16 protein-coding genes and 1 pseudogene are annotated in these 17723 nt (G+C 38.5%); 10 read left to right on the top strand and 7 right to left on the bottom strand.

The window, feature by feature from the left end; all coding sequences use genetic code 11:
• Positions 1-131: 131 nt before the first annotated feature.
• Together CWATDRAFT_RS04695 and CWATDRAFT_RS04700 are read right to left on the bottom strand one after the other, a co-directional pair.
• Positions 132-2270 (bottom strand): DNA polymerase, encoded by a 2139-nt coding sequence (locus CWATDRAFT_RS04695; RefSeq protein WP_232287007.1) that lies wholly within the window; start codon positions 2268-2270, stop codon positions 132-134.
• A 291-nt stretch (positions 2271-2561) separates the two neighbouring features.
• The gene (locus tag CWATDRAFT_RS04700) at positions 2562-3401 is read right to left on the bottom strand and encodes a tyrosine-type recombinase/integrase (RefSeq protein WP_007303918.1); all 840 of its coding nucleotides are present in this window, start codon (positions 3399-3401) and stop codon (positions 2562-2564) included.
• Between the two features lie 150 nt (positions 3402-3551).
• On the opposite strand from CWATDRAFT_RS04700, the gene CWATDRAFT_RS31550 reads away from it, so the two are divergent.
• The 6 genes from CWATDRAFT_RS31550 to CWATDRAFT_RS04725 all read left to right on the top strand — a co-directional run bounded on the left by CWATDRAFT_RS31550 (position 3552) and on the right by CWATDRAFT_RS04725 (position 9686).
• On the top strand, positions 3552-4193 hold the full coding sequence (locus tag CWATDRAFT_RS31550) for a pentapeptide repeat-containing protein (protein WP_232287008.1): 642 nt from the start codon (positions 3552-3554) through the stop codon (positions 4191-4193).
• 27 nt (positions 4194-4220) lie between these two features.
• Entirely contained in the window at positions 4221-4373 is a 153-nt protein-coding gene (locus tag CWATDRAFT_RS37005) for a hypothetical protein (RefSeq protein ID WP_021829081.1), read from the top strand.
• A 143-nt stretch (positions 4374-4516) separates the two neighbouring features.
• The gene (locus CWATDRAFT_RS04710; protein ID WP_042711185.1) at positions 4517-5374 is read left to right on the top strand and encodes a hypothetical protein; all 858 of its coding nucleotides are present in this window, start codon (positions 4517-4519) and stop codon (positions 5372-5374) included.
• Between the two features lie 150 nt (positions 5375-5524).
• The gene (locus CWATDRAFT_RS04715; RefSeq protein ID WP_007303921.1) at positions 5525-7009 is read left to right on the top strand and encodes an IS1380-like element ISCwa5 family transposase; all 1485 of its coding nucleotides are present in this window, start codon (positions 5525-5527) and stop codon (positions 7007-7009) included.
• Between the two features lie 410 nt (positions 7010-7419).
• Entirely contained in the window at positions 7420-8934 is a 1515-nt protein-coding gene (locus CWATDRAFT_RS04720; RefSeq protein ID WP_042711250.1) for a group II intron reverse transcriptase/maturase, read from the top strand.
• Between the two features lie 269 nt (positions 8935-9203).
• Complete coding sequence (locus CWATDRAFT_RS04725; RefSeq protein ID WP_007303923.1) at positions 9204-9686, top strand: MinD/ParA family ATP-binding protein; 483 nt, start codon at positions 9204-9206, stop codon at positions 9684-9686.
• Positions 9687-9703: 17 nt separating this feature from the next.
• On the opposite strand, the pseudogene CWATDRAFT_RS04730 reads toward CWATDRAFT_RS04725, so the two are convergent.
• The 3 genes and pseudogenes from CWATDRAFT_RS04730 to psbQ form a co-directional block, all read right to left on the bottom strand.
• Positions 9704-10345 (bottom strand): annotated as a pseudogene (locus CWATDRAFT_RS04730) (transposase).
• Between the two features lie 64 nt (positions 10346-10409).
• On the bottom strand, positions 10410-10991 hold the full coding sequence (locus CWATDRAFT_RS04735) for a helix-turn-helix domain-containing protein (RefSeq protein WP_007303150.1): 582 nt from the start codon (positions 10989-10991) through the stop codon (positions 10410-10412).
• A 265-nt stretch (positions 10992-11256) separates the two neighbouring features.
• Positions 11257-12333, bottom strand: coding sequence for a photosystem II protein PsbQ (gene psbQ / locus CWATDRAFT_RS04740; protein ID WP_412093203.1), 1077 nt, complete (start codon positions 12331-12333; stop codon positions 11257-11259).
• A gap of 232 nt (positions 12334-12565) precedes the next feature.
• Here psbQ and CWATDRAFT_RS04745 point away from each other — a divergent pair, with 232 nt between their 5' ends.
• Positions 12566-12982, top strand: coding sequence for a hypothetical protein (locus tag CWATDRAFT_RS04745; protein ID WP_007303926.1), 417 nt, complete (start codon positions 12566-12568; stop codon positions 12980-12982).
• A 182-nt stretch (positions 12983-13164) separates the two neighbouring features.
• Here the strand turns inward: CWATDRAFT_RS04745 and CWATDRAFT_RS04750 are convergent, their stop codons facing one another.
• Positions 13165-14535 (bottom strand): NAD(P)/FAD-dependent oxidoreductase, encoded by a 1371-nt coding sequence (locus tag CWATDRAFT_RS04750; RefSeq protein ID WP_007303927.1) that lies wholly within the window; start codon positions 14533-14535, stop codon positions 13165-13167.
• 139 nt (positions 14536-14674) lie between these two features.
• A complete protein-coding gene (locus CWATDRAFT_RS04755; protein ID WP_007303928.1) occupies positions 14675-14935 on the bottom strand; it encodes a hypothetical protein in 261 nt (86 codons plus the stop codon).
• 486 nt (positions 14936-15421) lie between these two features.
• On the opposite strand from CWATDRAFT_RS04755, the gene CWATDRAFT_RS04760 reads away from it, so the two are divergent.
• Genes CWATDRAFT_RS04760 through CWATDRAFT_RS04770 form a run of 3 tightly spaced genes read left to right on the top strand, consistent with a single transcriptional unit; the run spans position 15422 to position 17517 of the window.
• Positions 15422-15922: a DUF2231 domain-containing protein gene (locus tag CWATDRAFT_RS04760; protein WP_007303929.1), complete on the top strand. Its 501-nt coding sequence runs from the start codon at positions 15422-15424 to the stop codon at positions 15920-15922.
• Positions 15922-16578, top strand: a complete 657-nt coding sequence (locus CWATDRAFT_RS04765; RefSeq protein ID WP_007303930.1) for a DUF2231 domain-containing protein — start codon at positions 15922-15924, stop codon at positions 16576-16578. The genes CWATDRAFT_RS04760 and CWATDRAFT_RS04765 overlap by 1 nt, the downstream gene beginning before the upstream one ends.
• 30 nt (positions 16579-16608) lie before the next feature.
• Positions 16609-17517, top strand: coding sequence for a cytochrome c oxidase subunit II (locus CWATDRAFT_RS04770; RefSeq protein ID WP_021830946.1), 909 nt, complete (start codon positions 16609-16611; stop codon positions 17515-17517).
• Positions 17518-17723: the final 206 nt, after the last annotated feature.

Below are 17723 nucleotides of genomic sequence, written 5' to 3' on the forward strand. Positions count from 1 at the left end.
AAAAGATTGTCCCACGTTTTGATAAAACTCTCTTGGGGGTTATTCCATTTTCCCTTGTTAAGGGCAAGTAAAAGGTCTAAAATCCGCGCAACCCTGATTACGTAGTAATCTCAGCGATGTCCTGTCCCCCTCTAAAATCTGAAAAAAGGCGGAGACGGTTCATTCTTGATTAGAACCCATGTTCTATCCTGTTTTTTCAGTTTTCTAAAATCTTTCAAGGTCTTCACAGGGAGATGAGTAAGCCCTAATCGGAAGTAAAAATCCTTTTCTACGTTGAACCCCACCAAATGAAGATTATCCTCCCTAGAAATAAGTGCTTTCTTGAGGCTTAGGATTTCCTTTTCTGAAAATCTCCCTGTCTCAACATCTTCCAAGACTTTAGAAAAATCTACTTCCCCACCCTTTTCCTCATTTAGTTGTTCAAGTAGCTTTATTTTGGGATTTGTTTTCAATCCTGAAGGATTGACTCCTCTTACTTTTGAAATGATAGAGTTTCCTTCTTCATCAAAGATTGTGTAATCTGCTTTATTTATCCATGAAACAGACCTAAAAATCTTTTGATTTCTGTGAGATTTTAGTTCTACTTTGAACCTGAAGGGAAGTTCATACATTCGCCAAAAGTCTTTAATGTGCTGTAATAAAATGTCTTCATTTGGTTTCACAGAAGTTATTGTGATGCTTCTGTGATTGTTGAGTATTGACCTATTTGCAAGAACGTTTAAACCTGGTCGTTTTCCCCTTTTCAACACCCTTACCTTATCTATTTCAAATAATCCCCCATCAGTGATTGAAAGAATAGTGTCAAGTGCTTTATTCATCTGCCAGCAACCTATTCTTCCGGCGGCTGTGATGTTATTTGCTACCAATGTATTTCCAACGTCAAAAAACCTAGAACACATTACTCCATAAAGTGAGTTTATGAGAAGTTTCAAACCATCTGATTTAGACTTTTCTCCTCTATGTTTAAACTCCATTCTTTTGTCAAGAATAGGTTCCAGGTAGTCGCCAATCATAACTCTCAAACAGGTTTTTGACCCTCCAGTTTCAACTGAAGATAAACCTCTTCGGTTAGTTTTCTTTCTACGATATATTTTCCCTTTCAAAGATTTGCTTACAAACTCCTGTGGATTATTCGTTATCCAAGATTTAGGGAACCAGCAAGCAGCTTCAACTTCACAATCTAATAACTCACTCATTTCTTTGTTGGTGCAAACTTTTCGTAAGACTTCAAGAAGTTCCCACGTTATCACTGTATGATAGAGTTCATTTCTCGCCAAACATAGATTTATTGAATCTTCAACTTTCTTTGCTAAATCCTCAGTTTCAGCGTTAAAAAGTTTTTTCATTTTCTCCTTGTTAATGTCCATAGATAGTAATAAATCTTGGTCAAAACTTAGGCGTCCAGATATGAATATTTGGAAACCATACGGAACAAACTCTTTCTCATTTTTATTTAGAAACTGACGAAGGGTTAAAGGTCTGCTGACATTATCCTGAAAGTAAATCTTAGGTCTCCCAATAAAATAGGGTTGGGAGACTAACGCCGTCCCATAGCAACCTTGAAGGTCTATGTCTGCAATGTTTTCAGCATAGTTCTCATAAGGTCTTTCATTCACACATCTTCCCCCATAGACAAGTCCTAAAGTCCATGAAGACCCCTCTACTCTGTGAGCATAAAAAGATTTACCATTCACCCCTAGTCCTTTTATTTTAGGTTTTACAGGTTTTTTAGTGTTTATGTTCAAACCTTCTTCAGTTAGTGGAATGTAATCGGGAAAAACTCCATGTCTGCAAATAGCTTCTTCCATCTTTGGGTGTAAGCTATAGATGAAAGAAGTGAAGGCGTGGGCTGACATTCTTCCCATAGTGTAATGAGGGTCTAAAAACTTTACTGAATGTCCTGCTTCCCTCATAAGATTTTCAAGGTTATTTTTAAAGTTCAAATGCACTTCCTCAGTAAGATTTACATCGTTTTTTAGATAGGTTAAAAGCTCCTCATAATCTTCATGATAGTGTTTGGAAATGTTTCCCATGTCAAAGTTGGGAGACTTACCTTCAACAAACTGAGAATCAATGATTTCTCCACTTGCTTTCAATCCTTCAGGATTGAGACCGATAATGTCCCTTAGTCTTATTTTTATGGTATGCGAAAACCCCTTTACTTTAGGACTTTTTATTTCAAGTTTCCCATCGGGGAAATAGAGGAGTGAGGTTTGACCTTGCCATTTCCCCGATTTGTCAAAGTGTTTTCGGTTAACAATACCTACCAACAAATCTTGTCCAAAAAAGTTTATAAGGTCTCTGTCAGACCAAGTAAAAACGAAGTCAGCGGAGAACTTTTTTATCCGAGGGAAAGAGTTATGGAGGTAGCATACAACCTCAAAAATAGGATTTTTAAAGTCATCACTCATGAAGTCGGTGAGAATATCATAGTGACCATCTGTCAGTGAAACCCGTGTGTAGCTTAGAACATCTTGTTTTGTTCTATTACAGAACTCTGAGTCATAATAGATAGTAATCATGTTTTAGCCCCCAGAGTTATTTCTGGGGTGTTTTTTGGTTTAGAGTGTTATAAAGTTGGAGGAGGATTGGTTCTCCCTTCCATTCAGGTAATAGCTTTCCGTAATGCTTACAGAACTATGACCCAAACTTCTGCTGAGTAAGTGGATGTCGCAACCATTGTCTAGGGATGTCATTGAATGTTCATGTTTAAACTTGTGAGGATGAATATTAGCATCAATCCCTAATCTTTTCTTCAGTCGGTTTAGCATAATGTTCACAGCTTGTCGTTTCAACTGTTCATCCCTTTGGTAAGCAGTGAAAACAAAAGTCGGGTTGAACTCAGATTTTAGTTCTGATAGTTCAAGAAATAGTTCCTCTGGTAAGTTTAGACTTCTTTCCTTATTTCCCTTTCCACTGATAAAGACTTTATTCTGATAGAAATAACTCCACTTCAAACGTAGAACTTCAGATACTCTCAGTCCAAGGAAATACATCATTTTTATTATCAACCTGTCTCTTTTACTATTCGTCCCGTCAACCATCTTACGGATGTCTTCATTTTCTATTCTCATAGATGCTATCCGTTTATTTACCTTGGGACTTTTTACCAACACAGCGACATTAGACGTAAGGTAGCCTACCTTGTAAGCGAAGGAGAATAGAGACTTCACGGTAGAAAGTTTCCCTTTTATCGTGCTGGGTTTATTCCCTTTCAGTTCCAACATTCGGACAAATCCGTGTATGTCTTCAATCTTGACCTCTTCAAGAGAGAGACCAATAAATCTGATAAACTGCTTGATGTTTGATTGATAATGCTGTCGGGTTAACTTACTTGATTGGTGAAGTAGCCAGGTAGTTATAAGCTCACTATCATTTTCTGCTCTCGTAAGGCTGTTCATTTGTTCTAATGTTTACAATAGTTGTTGTTTTGTTAATACTTATTATAGGCTATTTAGTCAACGTGAGTTTTAGAATGTTAGTTAAATAACATTCACTCTGTGAAAACGATGAAAAGATGGTGGAAGAAGAGGAAAAAAACTAAAGTAGAAGTGAAAAAGATTTGGCAAGAATCTGGTAAAGGAGAAAAAAGGATTATTTGGGAAAAGCCAAAAGTCTCTTCCATTAGAAAGTTTGCTGATTGGTGGGAGACTACTCCTGTTGAGAAGTTTCTAGAAGATGTAGACTACTTACTAAAAAAAAGTGCTTTTCTGAGTGTTATCAGTCTCCTGGCACAAATCACCATTATTATTAGTTTGATAACTTGGATAACTGGGATAGAAGAAAGAAGAGAAAATGAGATTTTTGCTACTTGGCAAGTGGTCAATCAAGCCAGTGGTAAAGGAGATAAAACAGGGGCGGTAAAAATAGGATTAGAAAGACTGCTAAAAAATGATTTTTCTTTAGCAGGTCTAAATCTCAGTAACACACAACTGTATGGAGCAAATCTTGAAGGAGCAGAGCTGTGGGGAACAAATCTTCAAGGAGCAGGTCTGGTGTCAGCAAACCTTGAAGGAGTATACCTGGGAGGAGGAAATCTTAAAGGAGCAAACTTGCGCGAAGCAAATCTTCAAAAAGCAAACCTGTCGGGAGCAGAAAACCTAACTAATCAACAAATAAAACAAGCTTGCTTTTGGGAGAAAACATCACAGAGGAACATAGAGACTTACTTGAAGCAAACTACCAACGGGTAGTTATCACGCTAAAAAAAGGAGTAAAACATGAAAATCAAAACTTATGAAGATGGTTCTATTGCTATTACAGAAAGTGGTTCTAAAAGAATTTGGACTTTTAGTGATAAAGGCCAGTTAGAACGCTTTTCTATTGGTAGTAAGATTTTTAACAAGGATAAAGAGTTAGTAAGTCATGGTTAGGACGCACCAGAAAATTGGGCTGCACCTACACAAAAACAACATAGAGAAAGTCAGGGGACAAATAAACACAACGGGTAAATGCTTCTCCCAGATAGTAAATGAAGCACTCAACTATTATTTTACACATCCTACAACGGAGGTTTATGACAGACCCAAGCAACACACGACCATTTGAAGATAAACAGAGTTTATCAATGTCCACTCAGGCCGCTTATAACAAACTCTTAGAAGGTAGAGGAAAAAAGGAACCCACCACACACTTAGAAGTAGTAAAATTTTGGTTGCAACGTTCGGGTTGTAAATGGTGTTATAACGATAAAGGTTATTACTGGTTTAACAAGGAAACCCACGTCTGGGAACTCTACAGATCCCTAACAGAGTGGTTATTACGTTTCAAGTTGTCAGAGGACACACCCTCTAAAGAACTAAAGGAGATGTTCCCCTGTGTGCTAAAGACTAATAAGGATGAGGGTTCTATCAAAAAGCTCCCTAAACCATCGGGTGTTATTCCGTTTTCTAACGGGGTTTTTGACATAAAAAAAGGTAAGTTTAGAGTAGGTGCAGAACCTCAAGACTATTTATTATCCCTTGGTGAAAACTTTTACTACTGGGATTATGAAGGTGAGAAACCTGTGGAAATTCTGCACCTTATTGACATGATGTCAGGGGGAGATGAAAAGCTACGGGAGCTTATTCTTGCAGTCTGTTGGTTAAACATTGTAGGTGTGCAGGAACGGCGTTATGATGGGTTCAAAAACTGTTTTATTCTCTGGACTTCTAAGGATGGTTATAGCGGACGTAGCACCTTGTTTAACATTCTGGACACTTGCTCTGGGAACAGAATTTGTCATTTAGAACGCTTGGAAGACCTTACAGACGCTAACCCCGAATTTCTCACAAAATCTGCGATCGCCAAACACAGAAGCCTTACAGGAAGTGGGTTTGAACAGAGCGATCGCAGATTTCCCCAACCAACAGTCTGTTGTCAGATTTTAAGTTAAAATCAACCCGAATTAGACAAAGATGAAAAGATAAATCAATCACTCATTTTTCCAAAAAAAATTATTAATAAAATCTCTAATAGTACTAGATTGTTAGAATAAAATATCCTATAATTTAATTATTAAAGCAATTTACCTTAAACTGATTTAATGAGTCCCAGTCATCCCCGAACCCCTCGTCAAGTAATCAACTTTAGTAAACAGAAAGGAAAAGAAATAATCGCTAATTTTGATGGGGGACTAATCACTTCAGATGCGGGGATTGTCTGGATAGCTGAGTTGGATAAAAAACTGGGAATTACGGAGAAGTTTGGTAACTGTTTTCAAGATCATCGTCATCAATCTTATGTAGATCATTCCGTTCATGAGTTATTAGCACAAAGGCTTTATGGAATTATTTTAGGCTATGAAGATGTCAATGACCATGATAAATTACGTCACGATCCTGCCCTTAAGATCGCTTTAGAAAAGCTTAATGAACTTGAAGATAAAAAGGGATGGTTAGCTGGAAAAAGTACAATTAATAGATTGGAATATTGTCCTGAGACTATTCTCGACCAAAAAACGAGTCGTTATCATAAAATAGAACCCAACTTTGAAGCCATTGAAAAATCTTTTGTCGAATTTTTTTTAGAGTCTTATAAAAAACCTCCCTTAAGTATTATATTAGATATGGATGTCACGGATGACCAAGTACATGGTAATCAAGAAGGGGCATTTTTTAATAGTTATTATCACGGAGTATGTTATGCTCCTTTATATATTTTCTGTGGGCATCATTTATTAGTTGCTAAACTTCGTTCATCTAATGTAGATCCAGCCGATGGAGCCTTAGACGAATTACAAAGAATTATCGGACTAATTAGAGAAAAATGGTCAGAGACTCATATCCTAGTTAGGGGTGATAGTGCCTATGCCCGTGAAGAAATCTTCTATTTTTGTGAAAATCAGCCTTTAGTTGATTATGTTATAGCTATGGGAACAAATGGCGTTCTTAAGTTACGAGCGGATGATGTAATTGAAAAAGCCAAACATGAATATGAAAAAAAACTAGCTCCAATAACTGAATTAATGGATAGTTTATTTCAGAAAAAAGAAGATTTAGAAGAAGTTAAAAAATTAGTACCAATTTCTACTTGGTATCGCTCTATTCGTTATAAAACAGAAAAGTCATGGAGTTGTCAAAGAAGAGTAGTGACAAAAGTTTGTTATGGAAGTGATGGCTTAAAAATGCGCCAGGTGGTGACATCTTTGCCCGCTTCAAAAATTCCACCCTCAAAACTTTATACAAAAAAATACTGTCCGAGAGGCGAGATGGAAAATCGGATTAAAGAACAACAATTAGACTTGTTAGCTGATAGAACTTCAACTCAAACATTTCAAAGTAATCAACTAAGATTATGGATACATTCCTGGGCTTATGTTCTCATAAATGCTTTTCATCAACACTGTTTAAAAAAAACTTCATTGGCTAAAGCAACTGTGGGAAGAATACGTCTAAATCTTCTTAAGTTGGGAGCCAGAATAAAGATTAGTTGTAGAAGAATTATTATCGCTATAGCTAGTGCTTGTCCTTATCAAGATATTTTGTCTATTGCTAACAAAAGAATTAAAACTATTCCTAATACTGGATAAGTAGAATAAGTTGTTTTTTAAAAAAGATATCTATCATAAGTTGTTGACTGACTGATACTTTCATTTAGTCTTATTTATCGTGGAGAAAATCAAAAGTTAATATAATTATTCCCTCTTAAACTCAATTTTTGGATAATCAAAGTCAATTTTTTTATTCATCTATATTCAAAATTTCTATTAGTCCTAAAAATTATCATTTTTCATCTCTGGATTGGGCTTTCAAATTAATTTGTGAGAAATCCGGGTAAAGGGACAATCAATCATCGGACGGAACGAATAAAAACGAATCTAGAGTCTCAGGAAATAGTCGAAACCTGGGTAGGCAAGACGAGATGCGGAAATCTCTAGATTCGGGTAGGACGAAGCGTAATTGCTTCGAGGCAAAAAGAAAACGATTAACCGAGGTGAACATGGTTAGACACAAAATCAAAGATTTTAGTGAACTCTGGAAGAGCATTCCCTGGAAGAAATTCCGCAAGAATCTCTTTCGTCTCCAAAGAAGATTGTTCAAAGCCATTCAAGCAAAAGACACTAGACGAGCTAGGAATCTACAAAAGCTTATTTTGAAATCCTTTGCAGCTAGGTTACTTGCAGTCCGACAAGTATCACAGCTAAACACTGGCAAGAAAACCGCAGGAGTAGATGGGGTCAAATCTCTCAACTTCAAACAACGGTTCGCCTTAGCAGAAAGATTACTCAAGGCACACGATTGGAAACACTCAAAGCTAAGAGAAATCCCCATCCCCAAAAAGGACGGTACAACCAGAATGCTAAAGGTTCCAACTATGGCAGACAGCGCATGGCAATGCCTCGTTAAATACGCCTTAGAGCCAGCACACGAAGCACTGTTTCACGCCAGAAGTTACGGGTTTAGACCTGGACGTTCAACGCACGATGCTCAAAAGATTCTATTCGCAAATCTAAGATCCAATTCAAACGGATTAAACAAGAGAATACTTGAGCTAGACATTGAAAAATGCTTCGATAGGATTAACCACACCTCAATTATGGAAAGGGTGATAGCCCCTCAGTCAATCAAGACTGGAATAGGTCAATGCCTAAAAGCAGGTGTCAACCCAGAATTTCCAGAACAAGGAACCCCCCAAGGGGGGGTGGTAAGTCCACTATTAGCTAACGTCGCATTGGACGACATAGAGGACATCCATACCTCCATCCGGTACGCGGATGATATGGTTGTAATCTTAAAGCCTAAAGACGATGCCGACAAGATACTCAAGAATATACAAGAGTTCCTGGTAGTCCGAGGACTAAAAGTGAGTGAAAAGAAAACTAAGCTCGTCAAAGCGACAGATGGATTTGATTTTCTAGGATGGCACTTTAAAGTAGAATCCAACGGAAAGTTTAGATGTGTCCCATCAGAGGACAATTACAAAGCATTCCGCAAGAAAGTCAAGGACATCGTCAACTGCTCGAATTATGGGGCTAGGGTTAAAGCTATGAAATTAGCCCCCCTAGTCAGAGGATGGCGAAATTACCATAGATATTGCAAATTGGAAGGCTCTCGCTTCTCCTTATGGAGAATGAACCACAGAACCTTCAAGGTCTTCAACAAAGAAAGGAAACTGAACCGATATACGGCATCAGAGCTTATCAAGAAGGCTTTTCCAGCAGTATCTTATAGTGAGAATCGCCACATCAACGTCAAAGGTAATAAATCCCCATACGACGGGGACGAAGTTTACTGGAGCAAGCGTAACAGCAAACTCTACGATGAAGCAACCTCTAAATGTCTGAAAAGACAAGACCATTCATGTGGACATTGTGGATTGAAGTTTATGGATGACGAGAGGGTACACCTCCACCACATAGACGGAGAACACAGTAATTGGAAGCCCAAAAACTTAATGGCAGTCCACCATAGCTGCCACCAGTACATCCACATGGGCAAGACTGGAAAAGTCTAATTTGTCGGGAGCCGGATGCTCAGAAATGCGCACGTCCGGATCTAAATGAGAGGGTCGGAGGATAATACCTCCACTCGACTCAACCGGAACAGAGATTAATGGTTCATCACCTTGAATGAGTTTCTCTCAATCAAGGTTAAACCCCGAGTCCAAACATTCAGGCTATATTCTGTTTTTAAAGGCATTGGCTGGGTAAATACCGGAAATATTCAGTCTTTTTTCTTAAATTGCACCCAATCACTTATTGAATCTGATTAAAAAACCTTATCATGACCCAAATTGTTTCTATTCATTCCTATCGCGGTGGAACAGGAAAATCTAATATGACGGCTAACCTAGCCACCACCATGGCCATGTTAGGTAAGCGTGTGGGTATTGTGGATACCGATATCCAATCTCCAGGAATCCATATTCTCTTTCGCCTCGATGAAACAAAAATTAACAAAACCCTCAACGATTATCTTTGGGATGATGATTGCTCAGCAGAGCAAATTGCTTATGATGTCAGTTATGTCCTAAATCATGGATCTGCAGTGGCGGCCAACCCTAATGGGAAAATCTTTTTGGTTCCTTCGAGTATGAAAAGTGAGGATATTGCCACTATTCTCAGCGAAGGATATGACGTGGAATTGCTCCAACAAGGATTTTATGAGGTGGGAGATACACTGGAGTTAGATTATCTCTTTGTGGATACCCACCCAGGTCTAAACGAGGAAACTCTACTTTCCATTGGTTTATCTAGTGCAGCTTAGCAAAAATAATCCACCAGTCACTTATGATCTTTAAAGCCCTTAAATTTCCAAACGAACGGCTTAGCAAAATGTTGATTAAAGTAATCAATAAAATTGAGAATTTTTTGGGATAGTTCTTCAGTTGAACGGACAGTAATTCTTTTGAGTAAACGCCTGACTAAGATCGAAAACTAACACTCAATTTGATTAAGCCACGATGTATGTTTGGGAATATAAACAAAGCGAATTCGATGAGATTCATCTGATAAAAAATCTGCTCTGCTGTCCATAGATTGCAAAATCCCCTCCTTTCCTTTTCTCCCCAAATCAATAGTAATTCCACAGCTTTCTGCTACTAATTTGACTAAGCTTTCCGATTTATGAGTGTTGAGTTTATCTACAATAAAAATCCATTCTGCTTTTTCATCAATCTTAATCGTTCTCTGGATATGTTCAGAAAAATCTTGTTCTGTTCTTGTCGGTCCAATAGAGGGACTAACAACTTTTCCTCTTGCCACATCCCAGTTCGCAATTAAGCTTAAAGTTCCGTGTCTTTCATATTCAAATTCGATTTTTTCTACTTGTTTAGGCTTGATTCTTTTGTTCGGAAATAATCTCTCAAGAGCTTGAATCCCTGTCATTTCATCTGTACTAATTAAATGAATTCCTTGTTCTAACAAAGTTTTAGCTTCTTGATGAAGTTCACAGATATATTTGACTTGCTTTTTAAATTTTAAGGGATCATCAATTTTGGCATTTAACCAGTAACGAACGAGATGTGGTTGTAATGTCGCTTCTTTTTAAAAAACGCCCCACACTACGGGGGGAAATCTTTTCGACAATTCCTCTTTTTATGGCTTCATCCGCCAACTCTGAAGGTGTCCAATGGCTCACTGGTCTGTCTGATTTTTCACATTCTTCACAAGCGATCGCTACAATCTGGACTACTTGTTCGACCGTAAAGGATTTTGTTGTTCCAGGTCTTGGGCGATCGCTTAAAATTCCTTTGATCAAGACCATTAATGCTTTCTCCGTTACCTGTTGTTCTTCGGCGGCACTCAGTTTTTCTCTCTCCTCAAACCATCGCGATCGCCACTGACGCACTTGTACTCGGTCTAATTCTAATCTTCGACTAATCGAACTATTGCTCTCTCCTGATGCTGCGGCTAAGATTAGCTTGGCTCGTCTAACAAGGCGATAGGGGTTTGTTGTCCCTCTCACTATTTGTTGGAGTACTGTTTTCTGTAGGTTGGAGAGGTTAATTGGCAATGCTTTTATCATGGACATCAACTTCGAGATTCTTCCGTTAGTTTCATTGAAACACATTGTCGTGGCTAGTCACGAAAGTTTCTGTAAAAATCTGGTGGATTACTTTCGCCAAGCTGCACTAGTATAGAAGGATACGGGAGGGCATCCCGAAATTCACGCCTTGGGAGACATGAATAGGTAAGACCAGTGATGGCACGTTCAGCCCAGGAAGCTTCTTGCCTAACAGCAGAAGTATGTCACTGAATATGTATTAACGTTGTAGGGGTCAACGGCCGTTGACCCCTACTTTAGGAAACTGGTATAAGTATCAAAGAGTTGGGAATTAACTGTTTTGAGGTTCGACTAAATTATCTAACCCATCGATCACTTGTGCGGAGACAATTTGATCTTTTTTGGTCAACTCTGCTAATGTTTCTTTACCATCAACTAGATAACCAAAAACAGAATAACGGCCATCCATTAAGTTAAACCCAGGAGGGGTTAATTCACTGTCAAATTTAAAGAAGAAAAATTGTGATGATCCACCGTTGGGATCTAAACTAGGACGGGCTAAGGCAACGGCCCCATAAGCATTAAAAGGAAGAACTAAATCTGGTAAATAAATACCCACCTCTTCAAGAGTTGCGCCATAAATGGGTGTTTCATCCCCTTTAACCAAAATTTCCATGGGAATAGCACGATATTCTCCTGTATCTGGGTCAATAAACCCTTCTTCTTGCCCTTTTGGATCACCGCTTTGGATGGCAAAACCATCTTCTGAGTCAAGAAAAGGTAAACCATCGTAGAAACCTCGTTGCACCAGATCAACAAAGTTTCCTCCATTAACAGGGGCGTTGTAACCATCAACCACAATGGTGAGATCCCCTTTGGTAGTTTCTAGTTTAACCGTAGCCCGTCCTTTTAACTGGGGCAAGCTGGCGTATTCTGTGGGAACATCAAAAGGGAAACCTTCCACCATTAAGGCTTCAATATCACCAACATTATTGAGAATAGCCCTTCTTGTTAGCCATACCTGTTCTGTATCTTTACTTTTTACTGCTTCCTGCAGTTTGCTGATCTCTGTTTTAACATTTTCTAAGAGTTTTTCTGCTTGGGGTTGGCGATCGCTAGGAACCCCGTCGATAATTTTATCGCTGCGTATGGTGAGAACAAAAGAGGCTCTTTTGACATCTTTCGCGATGGGAGGCCAACGTTTTCCCCTCAGATGATTAGAAATATCTTCGATGGCATCTTGAACTTTGCGAATGGGTTCGTTTTCAATAGGTAAGGCGTACCTTAAAATAGCTTCGGGGCTAGTAATGGCGTTTCCTTGAGCAAGAGCCGCAACCAACACTGAATTTGTACCTAATTGGTTCCAGGTTGCCCCAGATAAACCAATAGATAGGGTCACTACCATCATAGCGACTATGGTTTTTTTGCACCAATGTTTCCATGTGGATAGGACATCAAACCAAAAACTTTGTTTTAATTTCATCAACTTTTAAGGATTACCATGAATGAGCATTTTCATTATTTTTATTTACCATAATTTGAGGTCTAATTGATACCCCCTTGTGTATGAAGTCTTGAGAATAATTATTATTTATGTTTACAATAAAAGAATATTGATTCATTTTCTAGGAATTTTAACAATGGCAAGGGGTCTTTTTTGGTTATCGTTATTAGTGGTCTTTTTTATCTTAGCTTGGAGTGGTTGGAATGAATATCAAAAGTTAGAAGCTTATCGGGTATGGGCAGAAGATTTTGAGCAAGCTAAATATGATATTTATGCCATCATTGGTGTTAAAGGTAAAGAAATTACTTGGGGAAAACCAGGCCGATCTATTCCTGATGTTTTACCTAAACTTTTGTTAAATGATGTTGACAAAATGGAATTATTAGTTAACGACCAATCTGTTGATTTAGCCAATTTACCCAGAAAGGGAAAACCTGTAATTCAGTTTAGTTTTATCGAAAAGAATAAACCGGTAGTTAAAATTCCCTTTACTGAGATTGATTTAGCAGCTAAATGGTTAACTTATTTAGATAATCTTAGAAAAAATATTTAATCATTTCAACTGTAATTAATAATAATTATAGGACTATTTTTAGTAAGTTGTTTAGGGTTAGTTTCTCGTCGGAAAGAACAATAAAAAACTGTGGCCAAATTGGTTAATTTGGCCAATATATACAATGAAAAAGATTTTCAATCGATCTAGAGACAGTTAGAATCTATGCTTTTGAAAAACTGTTACAGGGAAATAGATGTTTCGGTCGGGTTTAATGTAGCCTCATAGATGATGGTTTCGTGATCATCTTCGAGTTTAATTTCAGGGTCTTTACCAGGAGTAGTAATAAGACGAGCCCCTTTGCTGTCGGTAAAATAACTCCACGCCCACTGAATCATAACAATCAATTTATTGTCAAATTCCAAGAGGTAGAAAACATGGATAAATAACCAGACAAACCAAGCCAAGAAACCGGATAATTTTAACCACCCCATATCTACCACTGCTTGGTGTTTACCAATAACCGCTAAGTTACCCCAGTCTGTATATTTAAAGGGTTTTAGGGGACGGTTTTGGATGCCATTACGAATAAAACGAGCAACATAAAACCCTTCTTGCATGGCAACTGGGGCAATACCAGGTAAAATACCTCCTTCTCCATCGGGATAATGGGCTAAGTCGCCAACGACAAAGATATTTTTGTATTTAGCTAAATGAAAATCAGGTTCTACTATAACTCGTCCGGCTTGATCCAGTTGCGCGTCGGCACATTCGGCTAACATATTAGCAATAGGAGAGGCTTTCATACCAGCAGTCCAAAGAACAGTCCTGGTGCGAATTTGTTCTAACTTATCCCCGTCACGATAAGTTACTAACTGACCCCTAATATCGTCCACTCTCACCCCAGTTTTCACGGTAACACCCAATTTTTCTAGGGATTTTCGGGCTTTTAGGGAGAGATGGGGAGGATAGACGGGTAAGATGTGTTCACGGCTCTGTAAAAGGATAATTTCAGCTTCTGAGGTATCAATATTCCGAAAATCCTCTTTTAAGGTTCCGTGGGCCAGTTCTGCTAAAGCTCCAGCTAATTCAACACCGGCTGGCCCTCCTCCCACTAAAACAAAGGTTAACCAGTCTTTCCTTCGTTCCGGGTTGGGTTCTTTTTCGGCCGATTCAAAGGCAATAAAGACCTTTCTGCGAATTTCTAGGGCGTTTTCGATAGTTTTTAGTCCAGGGGCGTTCTTTTCCCAGTCATTGCCAAAATATTGATGGGTGACTCCTGTGGCGAGAATGAGGGAGTCATATTTAACGTCTCGATAACGAAGTTTAACGGTTTGTTGTTCTGGGTCAATTTCGGTAACTTCTCCCATTAAAACTTCTGTATTTTTATTTTTACTCAATAAAGCTCGTAAGGGGGAAGAAATGTCTGCCGGGGATAAACCGCCTGTAGCGACTTGATAGAGTAAGGGTTGAAAAACGTGAAAGTTTCGTTTATCAATTAAAGTAACTTTAACAGGGGCTTTGGCTAGTTTTTGTGCTGCATATAGACCACCAAAACCACCGCCTACAATGACGACGTGATGAAGATTTGAGGAATCAGATTGAGCAACCATATAGTTTTTTTCTCCTTACTTTAACCACTGGGATTCTTGAGACTTTCACAACAGAAAAAGTACGAGTCTCCGACTAGATTTACAAGTTTAAAACACTAAGCAATACACTCACTTTTTAGTCTATGGTAATTGTGAAACCTCAGTTTGTTAGATTTGTTACAAAATCCTGCATTTTCTTTTCTAAATGTTGGTTAAGAAATCCTCGATTGATCTTAACCTTTCCATTCTCTTTATGAACAATAAACGCAATATTTTCTTTATCTGGAAATTTAATTAAGGCTTTTTCTTCCTTGGGGAAGCTTCTAGCAGCAATAGCAACACTATAGGTAATGAGATAAGAAGATACCAACTGCTTGTTATTCCAGAGAGCAGCAGGGTTTATTCCCTCTATTTTGGCCATAAACTAGATTTGTTTACGATTAGGATAGTGTTCTGCACCTATTTCAATAATTCTCATAGCTTGACCAAGGTTATCTATAATCTCTTCTAACATTAGAGGGATCAATAAATCAAGCTATAAAAAATATATGAATCTGATATGAGACTCATATTTATTATTTTTAAGAAACTTAAAAATTAATTAAAAGGTGAGAAGAGATACAGATATGCTTGACAAATTTAGATATTAATCTATTAGTAGAGTTCCTAAGAAAATTATCCTATAAGTTATGACAGTTTGTCAAAGATTAAGGATTGATTAGAATTCGCTGAAGAACAGATTTGTAGTTAATAGGTGATTACTAGGGAAAAAAGCAATTTTCAGCCTAAAAATTCTCGATTTTACAGGCTCAAGCATGGACATAAACTTGATGGTTAGAGGGATGTCCTAAAACAGAAAAATACAATCAATGTATTACTCAAGAAATACTCACAGCAAAAGACGATTATGTTTAATTATCTACCCCCATTAAACGATCATAATTTACCTTATCCCGATACCCTACATCCCATTGTGGTTCATTTCGTGATTGCAATGGTGTTATTTGCCTTTTTATGCGATGTTATCGGTTATTTCACCCGTAACTCACGGTTATACGAAGTTAGTTGGTGGAATATGTTGATCGCAACTGTTTCCATTTTCGTGGCCATTATTTTTGGTCAATATGAGGCAGGTTTAGCACAACCCTATGAAGTTGTCCAACCGATCTTAAATCTCCATACCCTGATTGGTTGGTCATTGTCGGGCATTATTGCCGGGATAACGGGATGGCGTTACGTTATTCGTTCGAGAGATCCCGAAAAACTCCCTATCCCATACTTAGGCTTAGGTTTAGTCTTGGTAGCTGTTGTGGGAATGCAGGTGTATCTGGGTGATGAGTTGGTATGGGTGTATGGACTGCATACCGTTCCTGTTGTAGAAGCTATTAAGGAGGGAATCTTACAATAATGGACTATAACGCTATTGATACTTTAAATGCTAATCTCGGTCCCAATGGACTGCCCTATAGTATTCCTATTCATCCTAATCTGGTCCATTTAACTTTGGGTTTGTTCATCATTGCCGTTATCTTTGATATGTTAGGGGCGATGTATGGCTTAGAAAAACCCTTCTTGAAAATTCTGGCTATTCCTGCCATTCGCAGCAACTTTTTTGATGTGGGTTGGTACAACATCCTAGCTGCTTCTATTATCACGGTTTTTACCGTTGCTGCTGGGTTTTATGAGATGATGCTGGCTAACCCTATTACTGATGTCAAAAGTGCTTGGGGAATGGATGCTATGTCAACCATGTTATGGCATGGTGTCGGTGGTGTTTTCCTGTTAGCGTTTATGGTGGGAATGACCATCTGGCGAGGGTTTCAACGGTTTATTTGGCGTAAAGAAAGAACCATCCAAGTGCAATGGAGTTATCTCGGGGTGGGGATGTTTATGTTATTTTTGCTGTTTCTTCATGGAACATTGGGGGCCCAAATAGCGGCCGAGTTTGGAGTCCATAATACAGCAGATCAACTGTTACACGCCGGCAGACAAACCGAGTTATGGCAGCCCGAAGGGCTTAATGTTGGGCTGAATAATGTGAAACCCTTACAGGATAATACTTGATCCGTTCTATCGTTGCTACTTACATTAATCATGAGACCTCGTAATATTCTATTTATCGTCGCTTATGCGATCGCTTTAGCAGGGATCAGTCTCTGGATGGGACAACTATCCTATTCCTGGTTTCCTCCCCAAGCATCAGCAGAGTCCCTGTTAATTGACAAATTATTTGCTTTTTTGGTGACAATAGGTAGCTTTATCTTTTTGGGTATCACAGGAGTTATCATCTATGCTGTGGTGTTTCAGAGGGCGGCTAAATATGACTTTAGTGATGGGCCTCATATCGAAGGAAATGTCACTCTAGAAGTAGTTTGGACTGCTATTCCTATCCTGTTGGTGTTTTGGTTAGCTGGTTATAGTTACTATATCTATCAGCAAATGTCTATTCGTGGCCCCATGGAAATGATGCACTTATCTATGGGACATGGTGACACCCCGGCGGTTGTGCAAGAGTTACCCACAGAAGAAATAGAAGTTATTTCCAAACAATGGGCCTGGGTGTTTCGTTATCCAGAAAGTCATGTCACCAGTACCGAGTTACATCTTCCTGCTAACCATCGCATTAAGTTAGCTTTAACCTCAGAAGATGTCTTGCATGGTTTATATATTCCAGCATTTCGGTTAAAACAGGATATTGTCCCCAACAAAACCGTTAATTTTGAGTTTACTCCCATTAAAGAAGGAACCTATCGTTTACGGGACTCACAGTTTAGTGGAACTTATTTTGCCACCATGCAGGCCAATGTAGTGGTAGAGTCCCCCGAAGAGTACCAAACTTGGTTAGCTGAAGCGAAGAAACGTAAACCTTCCCCGAGTTATAACCAGGCCGCGGAGGAATATTCCCAAGAAAAAAGACAAACCTTTAAAAGAGGTTGGCCAACTATCATCCCTGCTAAACCTCCCGTGGTTAACTATAGCAGTTTTTCTAACAATAACGTTTAGAAAAAGAAGAGGAGACACTTAGAGAATTGATTTCACCATTATTTCAATAATGGACAATGGACAATGAATAATGGATAATTAACTCTCCGGTTAAGGGAAGAGCATGGGAATAAATTAACGCTTTTTATCCTTGAAAAGAGATGTTTCCGAATTAATTAATTATCAATTGTCAATTATGCAAACTTTCAATTCTCAATTTTTGATTG

Origin of the sequence: Crocosphaera watsonii WH 8501 (genome assembly GCF_000167195.1) — a bacterium.
In the GTDB taxonomy this organism is placed as follows: domain Bacteria; phylum Cyanobacteriota; class Cyanobacteriia; order Cyanobacteriales; family Microcystaceae; genus Crocosphaera; species Crocosphaera watsonii.

Bases quoted from the DNA above. Each gene is read 5' to 3' on its own strand.
- CWATDRAFT_RS04700 (WP_007303918.1), bottom strand. From the start codon at position 3,401: ATGAACAGCCTTACGAGAGCAGAAAATGATAGTGAGCTTATAACTACC.
- CWATDRAFT_RS04750 (WP_007303927.1), bottom strand. From the start codon at position 14,535: ATGGTTGCTCAATCTGATTCCTCAAATCTTCATCACGTCGTCATTGTA.
- CWATDRAFT_RS04720 (WP_042711250.1), top strand. From the start codon at position 7,420: ATGGTTAGACACAAAATCAAAGATTTTAGTGAACTCTGGAAGAGCATT.
- CWATDRAFT_RS04755 (WP_007303928.1), bottom strand. From the start codon at position 14,935: ATGGCCAAAATAGAGGGAATAAACCCTGCTGCTCTCTGGAATAACAAG.
- psbQ (WP_412093203.1), bottom strand. From the start codon at position 12,333: ATGATGGTAGTGACCCTATCTATTGGTTTATCTGGGGCAACCTGGAAC.
- CWATDRAFT_RS04765 (WP_007303930.1), top strand. From the start codon at position 15,922: ATGGACTATAACGCTATTGATACTTTAAATGCTAATCTCGGTCCCAAT.
- CWATDRAFT_RS04770 (WP_021830946.1), top strand. From the start codon at position 16,609: ATGAGACCTCGTAATATTCTATTTATCGTCGCTTATGCGATCGCTTTA.
- CWATDRAFT_RS04710 (WP_042711185.1), top strand. From the start codon at position 4,517: ATGACAGACCCAAGCAACACACGACCATTTGAAGATAAACAGAGTTTA.
- CWATDRAFT_RS37005 (WP_021829081.1), top strand. From the start codon at position 4,221: ATGAAAATCAAAACTTATGAAGATGGTTCTATTGCTATTACAGAAAGT.
- CWATDRAFT_RS04735 (WP_007303150.1), bottom strand. From the start codon at position 10,991: ATGTGTTTCAATGAAACTAACGGAAGAATCTCGAAGTTGATGTCCATG.
- CWATDRAFT_RS04760 (WP_007303929.1), top strand. From the start codon at position 15,422: ATGTTTAATTATCTACCCCCATTAAACGATCATAATTTACCTTATCCC.
- CWATDRAFT_RS04725 (WP_007303923.1), top strand. From the start codon at position 9,204: ATGACCCAAATTGTTTCTATTCATTCCTATCGCGGTGGAACAGGAAAA.
- CWATDRAFT_RS04715 (WP_007303921.1), top strand. From the start codon at position 5,525: ATGAGTCCCAGTCATCCCCGAACCCCTCGTCAAGTAATCAACTTTAGT.
- CWATDRAFT_RS04745 (WP_007303926.1), top strand. From the start codon at position 12,566: ATGGCAAGGGGTCTTTTTTGGTTATCGTTATTAGTGGTCTTTTTTATC.